Genomic DNA, 16,876 nt, shown 5'->3' on the forward strand with positions numbered 1-16,876 from the left:
GCGGACCGGTCCCCCGGCCGGGTGCCGGTGTGCCGGGGCTCAGGGGTTGGCGAGGGCGAGCGGCGGCATCGCGGTGTTGGTCCAGTAGCCGCCGACCGCGACCGGGTCGCCCACGACGACGTCGATCGCCACGCAGGGAGCGCCGCCCACCGCGGCCGTGACGCCGAGGCCGGAGGGCCCCGCGACCGGGGTGAACCGCTGGCTGCCGACCGCGAAGGTGCCGTCGACGACCCCGGTGACCTCGATGGCGCACCCGGCGACGTTCCCGCTGATCTTGACCTGGCTCAGCCGTGCGGGCCACAGCCCGCCGCTCGGGTCGCCGGTCATCGCGAGCCGCCAGGTCGGGGCCAGCGCGAAGGTGACCGGACCCCAGAAGGTGTTGGTGCAGCCGGCGCTGGCCAGCGTCGGCAGGTTGACCGCCGGGGTCGGGTAGGCGCGGCTGAGACCGGGGCTGCTCACCCCGCCGGCCATGGTGAACGACGCGCACGTGATCGTCTGGCCGTTCGGGATGTCGGTCAGGCTGATGCCGGTACCGACCAGGTTGACCGCCGGACCGCCCGTCGGCGTGTAGGTCGTGAAGGCCTGGGCCGGGGGCGTCGCCGTCAGCAGCACCGTGGCCACCGAGGCGACCGCGACGAGCCGGCCGCGCAGGCTCCGCGTGATCGTCATGCGGCCACCCTCGGCACCGCCCTCGCGAGGGTCAACGCCGGGCGCGGCGGACCGAGCAGAATCCAGACGCACGTCCGGAAAAAGGGCGTCGGGCCGCGACCTCTGGGGGGGTCGGTCGCGGCCCGACACCGCACATCATGACATATCGATCGCGCCTGCGGGCGAGGCCTGGCAAACCTCACTCCCAGAAGACGCGGTCCACCACGGCATGGGCGCGACGGGTCACCCGGAGGTAGTCGTCGAGCAGCCGGTCGGTCTCGACGAGCTGGTAGCCGAGCATGGCCGCGACGGCCCGGCGCTCCAGCGTCGCCATCGGGAACTGGTCCCCCGGACGGCCCCGCGCGAGGAGCAGCGCGTTGCGGACCCGGGTCGCCATCCGCCACCCGGTGCCGAGGGTCTCGGCCTCCTCGTGGGTGATCAGGTCGGCCTCGGCGGCTGCGGCGAGGGCGGCGAGGGTCTGCGCCGTCCGGAGCCCCGGTACGGCGGCGCCGTGGCGCAGCTGCAGCAGCTGGACCGTCCACTCGATGTCGGCCAGTCCCCCGCGGCCGAGCTTGAGGTGCAGGGCCGGGTCGGCACCGCGCGGCAGCCGCTCCTTGTCGACGCGGCCCTTGATCCGGCGCACCTCGCGCACGGCGTCCTCGTCGAGTCCCTGCTCGGGGTAGCGCAGCGGGTCGATGAGCGCGGTGAACCGCTCGCGCAGGCCCGGGTCGCCCACGACCGCATCGGCACGCAGCAGCGCCTGGGCCTCCCACACGTGCGACCACTTCGCGTAGTAGGCCGCATAGGCGTCGAGGGTGCGCACCAGCGGGCCGTTGCGGCCCTCGGGGCGCAGGTCGGCGTCGACGACGAGCGCCGGGTCGGGGCCCGGGGCGCCGAGCACCCGGCGCAGCTCCTCGGCCACCGCCCGGGCGTACGACGCCGCCTCCTGCGGGTCGGCACCCGCGACCGGTTCGTGCACGAAGAGCACGTCGGCGTCGCTGCCGTAGGACAGCTCGAAGCCGCCGTAGCGCCCCATCGCGATGACCGCGAGCCGGGTCGGCGCCGCGGTGAGCCCGCGCTGGGCGGCCACGGACTGCTCGGCCACCTGCAGGGTCGCCTCGAGCGTGGCGTCGGTGAGCCGGGTGAGCGCGAAGCCGACGTCGGCCACGTCGACGAGGCCGAGCACGTCGCCGGCCGCGATCCGCAGCAGCTCGCGCCGGCGGACGCCGCGCACCGCGCGGACCGCCTTGTCGCCGCCCTCCTGGCGCCGCGCGGTGGCGACCATCTCGTCGACGAGCGCCGCGGAGCCGAGCGGGGTCAGGTCCCCGGCGAGCAGGCGCACCCCGGCGGGCTCGCGCTCCAGCAGGTCGGTGCAGTAGCGCGAGGTGCCGAGCAGGTGGGCCAACCGCTCGGCGGCCTCGCCCTCGTCGCGCAGCGTGGAGAGGTACCAGGGCGTGCGGCCCAACGCCTCGCTGATCCGGCGGAAGCCGAACAGCCCGCCGTCGGGGTCGGGGCACTCGGCGAACCACTGGAGCATCGCGGGCAGCAGCGTGCGCTGGATGGTCGCGGTCCGCGAGACCCCGGCGGTCAGCGCCTCGAGGTTGCGCAGGGCGGCGCCCGGGTCGGCGTACCCGAGGGCGGAGAGACGGGCACCGGCGGCCTCGGAGGAGAGGCGCACCTCGTCGGACCCGATCCGGGCGACGGCGGAGAGCAGCGGGCGGTAGAAGATCTTCTGGTGCAGCCGGCTGACCTCGCGGCGGTGGTGCTGCCAGGTGTCGTCGAGCCGCTTCTCGGACTCCTTGAGGAAGCCGAGGCTGCGGCCGAGCCGGCGCAGCGACGCCTCGTCGGCCGGGACGACGTGCGTGCGCTGGAGGCGGTGGAGCTGGATGCGGTGCTCGAGCTGGCGCAGGAAGGCGTAGGCCCGGTGCAGCGCCTCGCCGTCCTCGCGGCCGACGTACCCGTTCTCGGTGAGGCGGGCCAGCGCGCTCAGCGTGGTCGGGGGGCGGATCCGCTCGTCGGCCCGGCCGTGCACGAGCTGGAGCAGCTGGACGGCGAACTCCACGTCGCGCAGCCCGCCGGCGCCGAGCTTGAGCTGGCGGTCGGCCTCCTTGGCCGGGATGTGGTCGAGCACCCGGCGGCGCATCGCGCGGGCGGCGTCGACGAAGCCCTCGCGGTCGGCGGCCGACCACACCATCGGCGCGACCATCGCGACGAACTCCCGGCCCAGCGCCAGGTCGCCGGCCACCGGCCGGGCCTTGAGCAGCGCCTGGAACTCCCACTGCTCGGCCCACCGCTCGTAGTAGGCCTGGTGGCTGCTGAGCGTGCGGCTCAGCGGACCGGCCTTGCCCTCGGGGCGCAGCGCCGCGTCGACCGGCCAGATCGTGCCCTCGGCGGTGTGGTCGGAGCAGACCTGCATCATCTGGGCCGCGAGCCGCGCGGCGACCCGCTCGTCGCCGTCGTGGACGAAGATCACGTCGACGTCGGAGACGTAGTTGAGCTCGTGCCCGCCGCACTTGCCCATCGCGATCACGGCCAGGCGCGGACCCTCCGTGTCGGCCCCGATCCGGGCCCGGGCCACCGCGAGCGCCGCGTCGAGCGTGCCCGCGGCGAGGTCGGAGAGCTCGGCGGCGGCATCGTCGACCGCGAGGTCGTGGGCCAGGTCGCGCGCGGCGAGCCGGAGCAGCTGGCGGCGGTACTCCACCCGCAGCGCGTCGACCGCCTCGCGGTCGGGCAGCCCCGCGACCGCGTCGAGCAGCGCCGCCCGCATGGCGTACGCCGCCGGCCGGGTCGAGCCCAGGGCCGGGTCGGTCAGCTCGCGCCAGTGCTCCGGGTGGTGACCGAGGTGCTCGGCCAGCGCGGCGCTGGCGCCGAGGACCGACAGCAGCCGCATCGCGGTGCCCTCGTCCTCGCGCACGGCACGCACCAGCGCGGCGCGCTCGTCCTCGCCCTGCTGCTCCCCCGCCGCGTCGGCGAGCCGGACCAGCCCGCGCAGCGCGGCGTCCGGGTCCGCCGTACGGCCGAGGTAGGCGAGCAGGTCCGCCGCCCCCGGGCCGAGCTCGGCCAACCCGGTCTGGGCTCCGTCGAGGTCGACGAAGCCGAGGCGGATGAGCTCGGTGCGCGGGGTGGCGCGGGGCATCGGCGTGGGCGTCGGGCTCAGAGGACGGGAAGCATCCGGTCGCGCTCGAACACCGAGACCTGGCCGCGGTACTCGTCCCACTCCGCGCGCTTGTTGCGCAGGAAGTAGTCGAAGACCTGCTCGCCCAGCGTCTCGGCGAGGAGCTCGGAGCGCTCAGCGACCACGATCGCCTCGTGCAGGCTCTTGGGCAGCGGCTCGATGCCGAGGCTGCGCCGCTCGCGCTCGGTGAGCGCCCAGACGTCGTCCTCGGCCTCGCGCGGGAGCTCGTAGTCGTTCTCGATGCCCTTGAGCCCGGCGGCCAGCACGGCGGCGTAGGCCAGGTAGGGGTTGCACGCGGAGTCGACGCTGCGCAGCTCGATGCGGGTCGACTGACCCTTGAGCGGCTTGTACATCGGGACCCGGATCATCGCGGAGCGGTTGTTGTGCCCCCAGCAGATGTACGACGGCGCCTCGCCCCCGAACATCATCCGCTTGTAGGAGTTGACCCACTGGTTGGTCACCACGCTGATCTCGCTGGCGTGCTTGAGCACCCCGGCGATGAACTGGCGGCCGGTCTTGGAGAGCTGGTACTCCGCGCCCGCCTCGTAGAAGGCGTTCTGGTCGCCCTCGAAGAGCGACACGTGGGTGTGCATGCCGGAACCGGGGTGGTCGGTGAACGGCTTGGGCATGAACGTCGCCCAGATCCCCTGGTTGAGCGCGACCTCACGGATCACCGTGCGGAAGGTCATGATGTTGTCGGCGGTGGTGAGCGCGTCGGCGTACCGCAGGTCGATCTCTTGCTGGCCCGGGCCGCCCTCGTGGTGGCTGAACTCCACCGAGATGCCCATCGCCTCGAGCATCGTGATCGCCTCGCGGCGGAAGTCCGAGCCGTGCGAGTGGGCGGCGTGGTCGAAGTAGCCGCTGCGGTCGATCGGCACCGGCTCGACACCCGGCTGCGGCTCGTCCTTGAACAGGTAGAACTCGATCTCGGGGTGGGTGTAGAAGGTGAACCCCTGCTCGGCGGCCTTGCCCAGCGTCCGCTTCAGCACGTTGCGCGGGTCGGCGTAGGACGCCGAGCCGTCGGGCATCACGATGTCGCAGAACATCCGCGCGGTCGCCGGACCCTCCATGCTGCGCCACGGCAGGATCTGGAAGGTCGTCGGGTCGGGCAGCGCCAGCATGTCGGCCTCGTAGACCCGGGCGAAGCCCTCGATCGCCGAGCCGTCGAAGCCGATCCCCTCGGAGAAGGCGCCCTCGAGCTCGGCCGGAGCGACGGCGACGGACTTGAGGAAGCCCAGCACGTCGGTGAACCAGAGCCGGACGAACCGGACGTCGCGCTCCTCGAGCGCGCGGAGAACGAAGTCCTCTTGCTTACCCATGGGCACACCCTAGGGGGTGTCGGTCTCCTGGGCGCCGTCGCGAGCGGTGTTTGCGGCCGATCTGGCAAGGCGGAGGAGCGAAGGCGGGCCGGAGGCCCGACGAGACTCCGACAACGCTGCCGGATCGAGTCGCAAACGCCGCGCAGCAGGCGACCAGGAGACCGACACCCCCTAGGGCGTGCGTGTTTCGGGCAGGAGTCGGACACAGCAGCCAGGCCCCGGCGGGACCGCCGCGACGGTGCTCCCCGTACCGCCGAGGCGACCTGCCAGACCCGTGACGAAGGCGCGGTTGACGCCGCAGACCAGGTCGCGGTGGCCCGCGGCGAGCAGGTCGAAGGGGCAGTTGGTCAGCTCGACGGCACCGTCCTGGTCCGCCCGCGGCTCGTAGCCGAGCGGCACCAGGGCCTCGGCCAGCGTGGCCTCCCCGGCGTTCCCGGCGACCTGGTCGGCGGCGTGGTCGGCCGCGGCGGTGAGTGCGGCGCTCATCGGCGTCCCGGCCAGCGCGCGCTCGGCCGCGTCGGCGAGCACCTGCCCGGCCAGGTCGTAGCGCCGGCTCGGGACGCTGACCACCAGCTCGCGCCGGGCGCGCCGGTAGAGCTTGGCCGGGCGGCCCGCGCCGGGACCGGTACGGCCGGTGAGCCGGCGGAACTCGGTGACGAGCAGGCCCTCGTCGACCAGGCGCTCGAGGTGGAACTTCGCCGTGTGCCGGGGTACGTCGACCCCGCTCGCCGCCTGGTCCCGGCTCACCGCGCCGGGCTGCTCGGCGACGAACCGGTAGAGCGCCCGTCGTACCGGGTCGGCCAGGCTGCCGACCCGCGCGACCCGTCGTCCGAACGCCTCGTCCATGGCTCGGTCCCCCTCCAGGTTCTCGCTCGAGTTTCTAGCGGACACGAGTCTTGTCGAAAGATCGACCCAGGTCTACCGTCAAAGGTGATGTCCCTTACAAAAGGACCGCTCGAGAAAGGGGCCAGCCATGGCCAGCACCCACGCGTGGGACTCCCTGTCCCACGACATGCGTGAGGAGATGCACGACCTCACGCACTTCGCCACCATCGACGCCGCTCACCAGGGCCGCGTGGCCCTCTGGGCGACCTTCACCGTGCTCCCCCTGCTGTGGGGGCTCGACATGATGACCCACCTCGTGACGGACAGCGCCACGTGGGAGGCCACCATCGCGACCTGGACCAACAACCTGCTGCCGGGCAACGCGGCCGACGCCGTGGTGTGGATCGGTGCGATCACGGTCCTCGCCGGACTGCTCGTCGCCGCCATGCCGCACCTCGGCGGCGACGTGCTCGGCGTCTGGTTCGTGCTCCTCGCCGCCAACCTGTTCAGCGTCGACCAGATGGCCTACCAGGCCGTCGGCATGGTGGCGCTGGCGATCTGCAGCTTCGCGATGGCGCGGATGATGCGCGGCGACCACCGCCGGGAGGCCTAGGCGGAGCGCCGGACCCAGTCGGTCGGGAGGGCGATGCCGTCGAGCCCGATGCCCTGGTAGATCAGCCGGTACGCGTCCGGGTCGGCCTGGCGCTGCCGCTCGAACATCCGGTGCAGGTTCGCCCACAGCGGGGTGCTGGTCGCGGAGCCCAGGTACTCCCCCGTGGAGGTCGCGGGGAGCACCTGGGTCTGCAGCCCCAGCGCCGAGAGCAGGCGCCGCGCGCCCGAGTCCATGATCATCACGACGAACTCGATGCCGTTGGCGAACGCCGCCGTGACGATGCCGTGGTAGAGCGCGGCGGCGCAGAGCCCGCCCCGCCCCGACCCCGGCCGTACGGCGATCGTGGCGATGTCCCAGGTCTTGGCCACGTCGACGCCGGCCGAGCGCGCCGAGCGGAGCCCGTCGACGCCCCACGGCTCGCGTGCGGTGTCGTTGAGCGTCTTGAGGCCGGCCGGCCCGGGCTCGATGATGCGGGCCGTGGCGACGGCCTGGTCGTTCTCGTCGAGCACCGTCATGAATCCGGTGGCGCCGAGGTAGGGGCCGTACTCACGGTCCATCTCGTCGGCGGTGTTGCCGTAGGTGGCGAGGAAGACGTCGGCCTCGCACCGCAGGGCGGCGGCGAGCTCGGCGCCGACGGGATCGAGGACGAAGCGCAGGGGGGCGGCGTTCATCCCTGCATCATCACCGCGGCTTCGCCGGCACGCCAATGCCGGACCCACGCGTCGATCTCGGTGGGCGGCATCGGGCGGGCCACGTGGTAGCCCTGGACCGTGTCGATGCCCATCTCGGCGAGGGCCACGAGGTCCGCGGCGTTCTCGACGCCCTCGGCCACGATCCGCATGTCCAGGGCGTGGGCGAGCTGGATCGTGGAGGCCACGATCTCGCGGCTGCGGGCGTCCTCGGCGACGTTGCGGATCAGCGAGCGGTCGATCTTGAGCTCCTGGACCGGCAGGTTGCGCAGGTAGGTCAGCGACGAGAAGCCGGTGCCGTAGTCGTCGATCGAGACCTGGACGCCGTGCTCGCGCAGGCCGAGCAGCACCTCACGGGTGTGGTGCGGGTCGGCGAGGAAGGAGTCCTCGGTGATCTCCAGGACCAGGCCCTCGGCCGGCACCTGGTGCTCCTCGATCGCGGCGTAGAGCTGGGGCAGGAACGCCTGGCCGAGCAGCTCGGTGGGCGCGCAGTTGATCGCGACCCGCAGGTCGACGCCCGCGTCGAGCCGGCGCCGGTGGTCGTGCACCGCCTGGCGCGCGATGGTCTGGGAGAGGGTGGTCATCAGCCCCGCCCGGCGCGCGGCCGGGAGGAACGAGACCGGGCTGATCACGCCCTGCACGGGGTGCCGCCAGCGCACGAGCGCCTCGACGCCGGAGATCCGCATGGAGGCGACGTCGAGCTGCGGCTGGTACCAGACCTCGATCTGGCCGTCGGCGATCCCCTTGCGCAGCTCCTCGGCGAGCTGGAGGCGGGAGCGGGAGAAGTCGTCGAGCTCGACGTCGTAGAGCGCGGCGCCCATGCTCGTCGCCTTGGCCTGGTACATCGCGACGTCGGCACGGCGCAGCATCTCGCCGCTGCCCTGCTCGTCGGGCCCGGCGACGGTGATGCCGATCGAGCCGGACGGGCAGATCTCGATGCCGTCGACCGAGACCGGCTTGCCCAGCTCGCGCAGGACGTTGTGCGCGGTCTCCATCAGCTCGATCTCGTCGCAGCCGGGCACGATGATCGCGAACTCGTCGCCGCCGAGGCGCGCGACGACGTCGCGCGGCCCGAGGGCCTCGCGCATCCGCAGCGCCACCAGGCGCAGCACGGTGTCGCCGACCTGGTGCCCGAGCGCGTCGTTGATCTCCTTGAAGCCGTCGAGGTCGAGCAGCATCAGCGCGAGCGGTTCGCGGGCGGCGATGCTGTCCTCGAGGCGCACCCGCACCGCCCGCCGGTTGGGCAGCTTGGTCAGGTCGTCGGTGCGGGACAGGGCGAACGCCTCGGTCGCCCGGTTGGCGTCGCGCAGGGCCAGGCCCATCCGCCAGGCCACGGTGACCATGGTGAGCACCGCCGGCGGCACCGTGTAGTAGGCGAGCTCGTCGTCGGGACGCAGCATCAGCACCGCGGTCGCGACGGCGCCCGCGGCGACGAGGACCGTCGTACCGGCGGCCTTGGGGACGGTCCGGATGACCGACGTGGGCGGCCGGCACGCGGCGGTGACGAGCAGCGCGAACGCGCCGCCCCAGAGCGCGATGCTGACGTTGCCGAAGTCGTAGGTGCTCGCCGAGGCCTGGAGCGCGAAGGCCGAGTCCGCGGCGGCGAGCAGCACGAACGCGACGCCGAGCATGACCGACTTGCCCAGGTCGGTGCGCGCGAGCAGGAGCGACTGGCCGAGCACGGCCAGCGCCAGCACCAGGTCGGCCAGCGGGTAGATCAGCGCCAGCAGCAGCGGGACGCCCTCCTGCCCCGAGGCGAGCCGGATGGGCGTGACGAGCAGGAGCGAGGCCACGCAGGAGGTGCCGCCGCAGATGACGGCGATGTCGAGCCAGCCGCGGGTGGGCCGCAGCTGGCGCCGGTCGACGTCGAGCATGAGGTAGCCGGCCATGCCCAGGTAGGACATCAGGAAGAACCACTCACCGGTCGCCGGGAAGTGGTGCTGCGAGGCCACCCCGCCCGAGTTGACCGACATCGAGCCGATCGCCCACGCGGTCACCGCGGCCAGCAGCAGGAGGAGCCCGGCCCGGCGCCCGGCGTACAGGCGGACGGCGAGGGCCAGCCGCAGCACCAGCATCGGGAAGAAGACGGTCAGGGTCGCCAGCAGGATCGTCTGGCTCGTCTGGTGGGTCGCCGACGCGGCGACCTGGTTGGCCAGCAGCCCGAAGATCAGCCAGCCCCACGAGGCGTACGCCACCACCCGCTCGGCGGTGGCGACCCGGGGAGCCCCCGAGGCGGTGGCAGTCCTGCGGCCCACGGCTCGTCGACCTCCCTCGTCCCGTGAACGGGCCCTGGTCAGGCCCTCGTGTGTCCTGTCGGCAGGCGTCTGCCGATTCTTATGCGTCCGGCACGTTCGCCGTCAGCTCGGCCAGCCAGGCGGCCGGGCTCGCGTCGGACGGCATCCGCCAGTCACCCCGTGGTGACATCGTCCCGCCCGGGCTCACCTTGGGCCCGTTGGGCAGCGCCGAGCGCTTGAACTGGCTGCTGAAGAAGCGCCGGACGAAGACCTCGAGCCACTTCCGGATCGTCGCCAGGTCGTACGACGCCTCGCCGCTCCCCCACGCGTGGTGCGCCAGGAACGCGATCTTGCTCGGCCGGTAGCCGCGGCGCAGCACGTGGTAGAGCGTGAAGTCCTGCAGCGCGTAGGGCCCGACCGAGTCCTCGGTGCGCTGCTCGCCGCCGGGGATCAGCTCGGGGGTGATCTCCTGCCCCAGGATGGCCTGGAGCACCTTGTCGGCGTCGTCGTCGTAGTGCCCGTCGTGGAGCTGGTCGGTGTCGATCACCCAGCGGATGAGGTGCTGGATGAGCGTCTTGGGCACGCCCGCGTTGACGTTGTAGTGCGACATCTGGTCGCCGACGCCGTAGGTGCACCACCCGAGCGCAAGCTCGGAGAGGTCGCCCGTGCCGAGCACGATCCCGCCGCGGTGGTTGGCGAGGCGGAACAGGTAGTCGGTGCGCAGCCCCGCCTGGACGTTCTCGAACGTGATGTCGTAGACCGGCTCGCCCTCGGAGAACGGGTGCCCGAGGCCCTCCAGCATGGTCCGCGCCGCGGGCTTGATGTCGAGCTCCTCGAACGTGCACCCGAGCGCCAGCGAGAGCCGCGTGGCGTAGGCCTTGGTGGTCTCGCCCGTCGCGAAGCCCGGCATCGTGAACGCGTGGATGTCGCTGCGCGGGCGGCCGAGCCGGTCCATCGCCTTGGCCGCGACGATCAGCGCGTGGGTGGAGTCGAGGCCGCCGCTGACGCCGATCACGATCTTGGGCTGGCCGATCGCGCTGAGGCGCTGCTCCAGCCCGGAGACCTGGATGTTGTAGGCCTCGTAGCAGTCCTGGGCGAGCCGGGCCGGGTCGTCGGGGACGAACGGGAAGCGGTCGACCCGGCGGCGCAGCCCGATGTCGCCGGCCGGCGGGTCCAGGGTCAGCTCGACCCAGCGGAAGTCGTCGGCCTCGACCCCGGTCCCCCGGCGGTTGTCGTCGAACGTGCCCTGGCGCAGCCGCTCCTGGCGCAGCCGGTCGAGGTCGACGTCGACGACCGTCCGCCGCGGCCCGTCGGGGAAGCGCTCGCCCTCGCCCAGCAGGTCGCCCATCTCGTAGACCATCGTCTGGCCGTCCCACGACAGGTCCGTGGTCGACTCGCCCTGGCCCGCCGCGGCATAGACGTACGCCGCGTTGCAGCGCGCGCTCGCGCTGCGCGCCAGCAGGTGCCGGTCCTCGGCCCGCGCGATCGTGATCGGGCTGCCGGAGAGGTTGGCCAGCACGGTGGCCCCCGCAAGCGCCGCCTGGGCGCTCGGCGGCACGGGCACCCACATGTCCTCGCAGACCTCGACGTGCAGGTGCAGCCCCGGTACGTCGGTCGCGCTGAAGATCAGGTCCGGCCCCAGCGGGACGCGCGTACCGGCGACCACGATGTCCTGCCCGTGCAGGTCGTCGCCCGGCGCGAACCAGCGCCGCTCGTAGAACTCGCGGTAGGTCGGCAGGTAGGACTTCGGCGCCACCCCCAGCACCTCGCCGCGGTGGATCACCACCGCGCAGTTGAGCAGCCGGTTGCCGTGGCGCAGCGGCGCGCCCACGACCAGGATCGACATCAGGTCGCCCGAGGCCGCGACGATCTCGGCGATGCCCGCGTGCACCGCCTCGAGGAGCACGTCCTGGAGGAAGAGGTCGTCCACGGCGTACCCGGTCAGGCCCAGCTCGGGGAAGACCGCGACCGCCACTCCCTCGTCGTGGCAGGCGCGCGCCTGCTCGATCGTGCGGGCGGCGTTGGCTGCCGGGTCAGCGACGGCGACAGGCAGTGTCACCGCGGCGACCCGGGCGAACCCGTGGGCGTAGGCCGAGTAGAAGTCCACAGGGCGAGTCTAGGGATCTAGGGATCGGCCACGGCCCCCACGGCGACAACCAGGCCGCTCAGGATCGCGGGGCCGCTCGCCAACCGCTCGAGCTCGCCGGTCGCGAAGCGCCAGGCGACGAGGTGCCAGGTGACCTCGTCGAGGTCCATCCGGGAGAGGTCGACCGGGCCGACCTGGATCAGCAGGGTGTCGGCATCGAGGAAGCCGAGCGCCCGCACGTGGCGCCCGTCGCTGTAGGCCTGGTCGGGATCGGGCGCGAGCACCGCCCCGAGGAGCCGGCCGTCGTCGGCGTCGAGCACGATCGGGCCGGTCCGGCCGGTGGGCAGCGAGCTGCCGCCGCCGACCAGGGCGATCCGGCCCTGTCCGACGGCCGCGCCGCCCAGCCAGTAGCTGGTCGGCAGCGAGCGCACCTTCGTCAGGCCGCGCCAGAACGAGATCCCCTCGTAGGCCTTCTCCTGGACCGCCACCGTGCCGTCGGGGTCGACGGCGACGCCGGTGCCGCCCAGCGTCCCGTAGGGCGAGCGCTGCCCGGTCCCGTCGGGCCGCACCAGCCACCCACCGCTCCAGTGCGCCACGTACCACCCCTCGTCACCCGGCAGCCAGGTCAGCGCCGGCGGGTTGTCCCAGCGCTCCGCGATGGGCTTCGGCCAGGGCACGGTGCGGTCGGCACCGGTCGTCACGTCGACCACCCGGATGCCGTCGTAGGTGGCGAACGCGACCTGCGTGCCGTCGTACGACAGGGCGGGGGCGAGGGTGCCCCCGAGCGTGTCGGCCAGCAGGTCCGCGGTCCCGGCGATGCAGCGCCAGGTGCCGTCGGTGCCGAGCAGGCGCAGGTCCGCGCCCGGCTCGGGCAGGGCGAGCACCGCGCCCCCGGGCAGCGGCTCGCGCAGCACGCTCGGCACGCTCCGGGCCGGCGGCGGGTCGAGGCGGCGGGGCAGCACCGAGGCCCGGACCGGGGCGTCCACGACCGTGAACGGGTCCCAGCGCTCGATCCGGGGCGCAGCCGCGGCGGTCCCGCTCGGCACCGGCGTCGGCACCGTCGTCGGCGCGATCGGCGGCGGCTCGGCGCCCCGGTCGCCGCGGGTCACCAGGACCCCGGCCAGCACCACCAGGACGACGGCGAGCGCGGCCCCGCCGACCACCCGGCGCTGGGCCCGGCGCCGCCCCGCCTCGCGCACGGCCCGCTCCCCCAGCCCCGCCGGCACCACCAGGTCGAGCAGCTCGGGCGCCCCCGAGCGCAACCGGGCCAGCGCCGCGGAGTTCTGGCTCTTGACCGTGCCCACCGAGACGCCGAGCGCCTCGGCCGTCTCGCGCTCGCTCAGGTCGTCGAAGTGGCGCAGCACGACCACCGCGCGCTGCGACGGGGTCAGCCGGGCGAGCGCCTTCTGCACGACGAGCACCGCCTCGGGGTCCGACGAGACGCTCGCGGCCGCGACCACCGCCACCGCGCCGTCGTGCACGTCGGCGACGGGGACCTCCCGCCCGTGCCGGCGCCACCACGACACGTGGTCGTTCGCGATGATCCGCCGCGCGTACGCCGTCGGGTACCCCGCGCGCAGCCGCCGCCACCGCAGCGCGACCTTGACCAGCGCCTCCTGGACCAGGTCCTCGGCGCGGTGCAGGTCGCCGGTCAGCAGGTACGCCGAGCGCAGCAGCGGCTGCTCCGCACCCGCTGCCCAGGCGGTGAAGTCGTCGTCCATCGCGTGCCGTCCTCCGGTCGGTCCGCCCATCCAACGCGAGCCGCACCCGGATGGTTGGCACGACCTGCCGATGAGTCCCGCGTCCGGCAGCGGTCTGCCCCCGCATGAGCCTCGCGAGCAACCACATCCAGCCGTGCCTGTGGTTCGACGACACGCTGGAGGAGGCCGCGCGCTTCTACACCGGCATCTTCCCGAACTCCTCGATCGACCACCTCAGCCGCTACGGCGACGCGGGCCCGGGCACGCCGGGCAGCGTGATGGCCGGGGCGTTCACGCTCGACGGGCTCACGTTCCGCGGGATCAACGGCGGGCCGGCGTTCCCGTTCACCGAGGCGGTGTCGTTCTCGGTCACCTGCGACGACCAGTCCGAGGTCGACTACTACTGGGACTCCCTCGCCGACGGTGGCGAGGAGTCGGTGTGCGGGTGGGTCAAGGACCGCTTCGGGCTGTCCTGGCAGATCGTCCCGGCGCGGCTCTACGAGCTGGTCGCCGACCCCGTCCCGGAGCGCGCGCTCGCCGCCACCCGGGCGATGCTCGGGATGCGCCGGATCGTCGTCGCCGAGCTCGAGGCGGCCGCCGACGCGGCCGCCGCGGCGACCGCTCCGGGGTGACCGAGCACACAGCGCGCGGAGGGCTCTCCCGCGACTAGCCTCGTCGTGTCCGTCAACGAACGTGGACCCGCTCGCGCGGGCCGCGAGTCACCAGAAACGGAGCTCGATGATGAGCAACGCCCCCGAAGAAGCCGCCCCCTACGGCGGTCCCGCGGCAGCCGCCGCACCCAGCGCGTCCGCGCCGATCAAGCGGATCCGCACGCACCACCTGCGCGAGATGAAGCAGCGCGGTGAGCGCTTCTCCATGCTCACCAGCTATGACCAGTACACCGCGCAGATCTTCGACGAGGCCGGGATCGAGGTCCTCCTCGTCGGCGACAGCGCGTCCAACAACGTCTTCGGCAACACGACCTCACTGCCGGTCACGGTCGACGAGCTGCTCCCGCTCACCCGGGCCGTGAGCCGCTCGGTCTCCCGGGCCCTCGTGGTCGGCGACCTGCCGTTCGGCTCCTACCAGGCCTCGCCCGAGCAGGGCTACCTGACGGCCGTGCGGTTCATGAAGGAGGCCGGCGCCCACTGCGTCAAGCTCGAGGGCGGTGCCGAGATGGCCCCGCAGATCGAGCGGATGACCCAGGGCGGCATCCCGGTGATGGCCCACATCGGCTTCACCCCGCAGTCCGAGCACACCCTCGGCGGCTACCGGGTCCAGGGCCGCGGCGACACCGCGGCCCGGGTCCTGCGCGACGCCGAGGCGGTCCAGGAGGCCGGCGCCTTCGCCGTCGTCATGGAGATGGTGCCCGGCGACGTCGCCGCCGAGGTGACCGCGAAGCTCGAGATCCCGACCATCGGCATCGGCGCGGGCAACCAGTGCGACGGTCAGGTCCTCGTCTGGCAGGACGCCTTCGGCCTGCGCACGGGCCGGCTCCCCCGGTTCGTCAAGCAGTACGCCGACGTCCGCACCACGCTGCTCGACGCCGCCCGCGCGTTCGACAGCGAGGTCAAGGACGGCAGCTTCCCGGCGCCCGAGCACACCTTCTGAGCGGCCCGGGCTGAGCCCACCGACCGGCAGGACGGCGTACGGTCGTCGCATGCGTGCGCGTCGACTCGTCGTCCTGCCGGTCCTGGCCCTGCTCGCCACCACCCTCTCGGCCGCGGGCTGCCGCGCCGACGAGCCGCGGGCCGCGGCGGCCGGCCTGCGCGTCGCGGTCGTCGCCGACGGCCTCGACCACCCGTGGGAGGTCGCCGAGCTGCCGACCGGCGACCTGCTCGTCACCCAGCGGGAGCGGCGGGCGCTGACCCTGGTCGACCCGGCCACCGGCAGCCACCGCGACCTGGCCTTCCCGAGCGCGAGCGTCTGGGCGCGCGGCGAGACCGGCCTGCTCGGGCTCGCGGTCGACCCGCAGTTCACGAGCAACCGCCGCATCTACACGTGCCAGGGCTGGCGGCTGGCCGGCGGCGGCCACGACATCCGGGTGATCGCCTGGACCCTCGACGCCGGGCTCACCCGGGCCACCCCGGCCCGCACCCTGCTGACCGGGCTGCCCTCGAACTCCATCGGCCGCCACGGCGGCTGCCGGCTGCTGATCCTGCGCAACGGCGCCCTCGTCGTCGGCACCGGCGACGCGGCCCAGGGCCGCAACCCCCAGAACCTGCGCTCCCTGGGCGGCAAGGTGCTCCGCCTGGACCGGATGACCGGCCGGGCCTGGCCCGCGAACCCGTGGGCCGACCGCAAGGGCAAGCGCCGCTACGTCCTCAGCTACGGCCACCGCAACGTCCAGGGACTCGCCCAGCGCGCCGACGGCACGCTGTGGTCGGTCGAGCACGGCACCTCGCGCGACGACGAGATCAACCTGATCCGCAAGCGCGGCAACTACGGCTGGAACCCCGTCCCCGGCTACGACGAGACCCGCCCCATGACCGACCAGCGCCTGCCCGGCAAGCAGCTCGCCGCCCGCTGGCGCTCCGGCGACCCGACGATCGCGCCGTCCGGCGCCGCCTTCGTGCGCGGCTCCGCCTGGGGCCGGTACGACGGCGCGCTCGCGGTCGCCGTCCTCAAGGACCAGCGGCTGCTGTTCGTCCGGTTCAGCGCCCGGGGCAAGCTGCGCTGGACCGACGCCCCCGCCGAGCTGCGCGCCTACGGCCGGCTGCGCGACGTCACCGCCGCGAGCGACGGCTCGCTGCTCGTCACCACCGACAACGGCGACGGGCACGACGTCCTGCTGCGGGTGCGTCCACCCGCCTGATCCCGCTGTGACAGCATCGCGGCCATGGCTGACACCCCCGACCAGGTCCGTGGTCGCGCCAAGCTCAAGCACCAGCGGGTCTCGCGCGTGCGCATCGAGGCCCCGGTCTGGTTCATGGGGCTCACCGTGTCCAAGACCGCCCTCGAGATCGGCGCCTTCACCTACCTCGTCGGCGGCGTGATCGACTCCTGCTCCTCGATCGGCCGCTACTGCTCGCTCGCCGCGGGCGTGCGGATCGGCGAGCCGGACCACCCCACCGACTGGCTCTCCACCTCCCCCTTCCAGTACGACGCCGGCCGGTTCGGCTGGCACCCGGCCGCCGCCGAGGGCACTCCCCTGGAGCCGGCCGGCTTCCCGCGCGGGCCCGCGACGATCGGCAACGACGTGTGGATCGGCGCCAACGCCGTCGTGCTCCGTGGCGTCCACGTCGGCGACGGCGCGGTGATCGCGGCCGGGGCCGTCGTGACGCGCGACGTGCCGCCGTACGCGATCGTGGGCGGGGTGCCGGCCAAGGTGATCCGCTCGCGCTTCGCCCCGGACCTGGTCGCCGCGCTCCAGGAGGTCGCCTGGTGGCGGTTCAGCCCGAACCAGCTGGCCGGGCTGCCCTTCGACGACCCGGCCGCGGCGGTCGCCGAGCTGCGCCGGCGCATCGACGAGGACGGGCTGACGCCGTACCCCGGGGAGTGGCGGACCTACCAGGACGAGGACGCCCAGCCCCCGGCCCCCGAGCCGGCGCGCTCGCGCTGGCGCCGCGGCTGAGCCGCCCGGTCCC

At 73.7% G+C, this 16,876-nt stretch carries 13 protein-coding genes; 5 read left to right on the plus strand and 8 right to left on the minus strand.

The features are described 5' to 3' along the window. Positions 1–39: 39 nt before the first annotated feature. From CCO04_RS25285 to CCO04_RS25300, 4 genes are all read right to left on the minus strand, one after another. Entirely contained in the window at positions 40–669 is a 630-nt protein-coding gene (locus tag CCO04_RS25285) for a hypothetical protein (RefSeq protein WP_215816959.1), read from the minus strand. A gap of 178 nt (positions 670–847) precedes the next feature. After that, positions 848–3,784, minus strand: coding sequence for a bifunctional [glutamine synthetase] adenylyltransferase/[glutamine synthetase]-adenylyl-L-tyrosine phosphorylase (locus tag CCO04_RS25290; RefSeq protein WP_215816960.1), 2,937 nt, complete (start codon positions 3,782–3,784; stop codon positions 848–850). Between the two features lie 17 nt (positions 3,785–3,801). Next, the gene (glnA, locus tag CCO04_RS25295; protein ID WP_215816961.1) at positions 3,802–5,142 is read right to left on the minus strand and encodes a type I glutamate--ammonia ligase; all 1,341 of its coding nucleotides are present in this window, start codon (positions 5,140–5,142) and stop codon (positions 3,802–3,804) included. A gap of 171 nt (positions 5,143–5,313) precedes the next feature. Next, positions 5,314–5,988, minus strand: coding sequence for a metalloregulator ArsR/SmtB family transcription factor (locus CCO04_RS25300; protein WP_215816962.1), 675 nt, complete (start codon positions 5,986–5,988; stop codon positions 5,314–5,316). Positions 5,989–6,115: 127 nt separating this feature from the next. Between CCO04_RS25300 and CCO04_RS25305 the strand changes: the two genes are divergently transcribed. Continuing rightward, positions 6,116–6,580, plus strand: a complete 465-nt coding sequence (locus tag CCO04_RS25305) for a hypothetical protein (protein ID WP_215816963.1) — start codon at positions 6,116–6,118, stop codon at positions 6,578–6,580. On the opposite strand, the gene CCO04_RS25310 is transcribed toward CCO04_RS25305, so the two are convergent. The 4 genes from CCO04_RS25310 to CCO04_RS25325 all read right to left on the minus strand — a co-directional run bounded on the left by CCO04_RS25310 (position 6,577) and on the right by CCO04_RS25325 (position 13,310). Further along, the gene (locus tag CCO04_RS25310; protein WP_215816964.1) at positions 6,577–7,251 is read right to left on the minus strand and encodes a hypothetical protein; all 675 of its coding nucleotides are present in this window, start codon (positions 7,249–7,251) and stop codon (positions 6,577–6,579) included. The two genes, CCO04_RS25305 and CCO04_RS25310, sit on opposite strands and share 4 nt — an antisense overlap. After that, on the minus strand, positions 7,248–9,524 hold the full coding sequence (locus tag CCO04_RS30005; protein ID WP_215816965.1) for a bifunctional diguanylate cyclase/phosphodiesterase: 2,277 nt from the start codon (positions 9,522–9,524) through the stop codon (positions 7,248–7,250). Before CCO04_RS30005 ends, CCO04_RS25310 begins: the two co-directional genes overlap by 4 nt. 79 nt (positions 9,525–9,603) lie before the next feature. Next, on the minus strand, positions 9,604–11,610 hold the full coding sequence (locus CCO04_RS25320; protein WP_215816966.1) for an NAD(+) synthase: 2,007 nt from the start codon (positions 11,608–11,610) through the stop codon (positions 9,604–9,606). Positions 11,611–11,627: 17 nt separating this feature from the next. After that, entirely contained in the window at positions 11,628–13,310 is a 1,683-nt protein-coding gene (locus tag CCO04_RS25325) for a SigE family RNA polymerase sigma factor (RefSeq protein ID WP_215816967.1), read from the minus strand. Between the two features lie 104 nt (positions 13,311–13,414). On the opposite strand from CCO04_RS25325, the gene CCO04_RS25330 reads away from it, so the two are divergent. The 4 genes from CCO04_RS25330 to CCO04_RS29535 all read left to right on the plus strand — a co-directional run bounded on the left by CCO04_RS25330 (position 13,415) and on the right by CCO04_RS29535 (position 16,863). Next, entirely contained in the window at positions 13,415–13,921 is a 507-nt protein-coding gene (locus CCO04_RS25330) for a VOC family protein (RefSeq protein WP_215816968.1), read from the plus strand. Positions 13,922–14,027: 106 nt separating this feature from the next. Continuing rightward, complete coding sequence (panB, locus tag CCO04_RS25335) at positions 14,028–14,900, plus strand: 3-methyl-2-oxobutanoate hydroxymethyltransferase (protein ID WP_215816969.1); 873 nt, start codon at positions 14,028–14,030, stop codon at positions 14,898–14,900. A 49-nt stretch (positions 14,901–14,949) separates the two neighbouring features. Beyond that, positions 14,950–16,104, plus strand: a complete 1,155-nt coding sequence (locus tag CCO04_RS25340; RefSeq protein WP_215816970.1) for a sorbosone dehydrogenase family protein — start codon at positions 14,950–14,952, stop codon at positions 16,102–16,104. 24 nt (positions 16,105–16,128) lie between these two features. Continuing rightward, a complete protein-coding gene (locus CCO04_RS29535) occupies positions 16,129–16,863 on the plus strand; it encodes a CatB-related O-acetyltransferase (RefSeq protein ID WP_215816971.1) in 735 nt (244 codons plus the stop codon). Positions 16,864–16,876: the final 13 nt, after the last annotated feature.

Origin of the sequence: Pimelobacter sp. 30-1, assembly GCF_018831735.1 — a bacterium.
GTDB lineage: Bacteria > Actinomycetota > Actinomycetes > Propionibacteriales > Nocardioidaceae > Nocardioides.

Coding starts and splice junctions, on each gene's coding strand:
- CCO04_RS25300 (WP_215816962.1), bottom strand. CDS start 5,988: ATGGACGAGGCGTTCGGACGACGGGTCGCGCGGGTCGGCAGCCTGGCC.
- CCO04_RS25285 (WP_215816959.1), bottom strand. CDS start 669: ATGACGATCACGCGGAGCCTGCGCGGCCGGCTCGTCGCGGTCGCCTCG.
- CCO04_RS25290 (WP_215816960.1), bottom strand. CDS start 3,784: ATGCCCCGCGCCACCCCGCGCACCGAGCTCATCCGCCTCGGCTTCGTC.
- panB (WP_215816969.1), top strand. CDS start 14,028: ATGATGAGCAACGCCCCCGAAGAAGCCGCCCCCTACGGCGGTCCCGCG.
- CCO04_RS25340 (WP_215816970.1), top strand. CDS start 14,950: ATGCGTGCGCGTCGACTCGTCGTCCTGCCGGTCCTGGCCCTGCTCGCC.
- CCO04_RS29535 (WP_215816971.1), top strand. CDS start 16,129: ATGGCTGACACCCCCGACCAGGTCCGTGGTCGCGCCAAGCTCAAGCAC.
- CCO04_RS25325 (WP_215816967.1), bottom strand. CDS start 13,310: ATGGACGACGACTTCACCGCCTGGGCAGCGGGTGCGGAGCAGCCGCTG.
- glnA (WP_215816961.1), bottom strand. CDS start 5,142: ATGGGTAAGCAAGAGGACTTCGTTCTCCGCGCGCTCGAGGAGCGCGAC.
- CCO04_RS25310 (WP_215816964.1), bottom strand. CDS start 7,251: ATGAACGCCGCCCCCCTGCGCTTCGTCCTCGATCCCGTCGGCGCCGAG.
- CCO04_RS25305 (WP_215816963.1), top strand. CDS start 6,116: ATGGCCAGCACCCACGCGTGGGACTCCCTGTCCCACGACATGCGTGAG.
- CCO04_RS25330 (WP_215816968.1), top strand. CDS start 13,415: ATGAGCCTCGCGAGCAACCACATCCAGCCGTGCCTGTGGTTCGACGAC.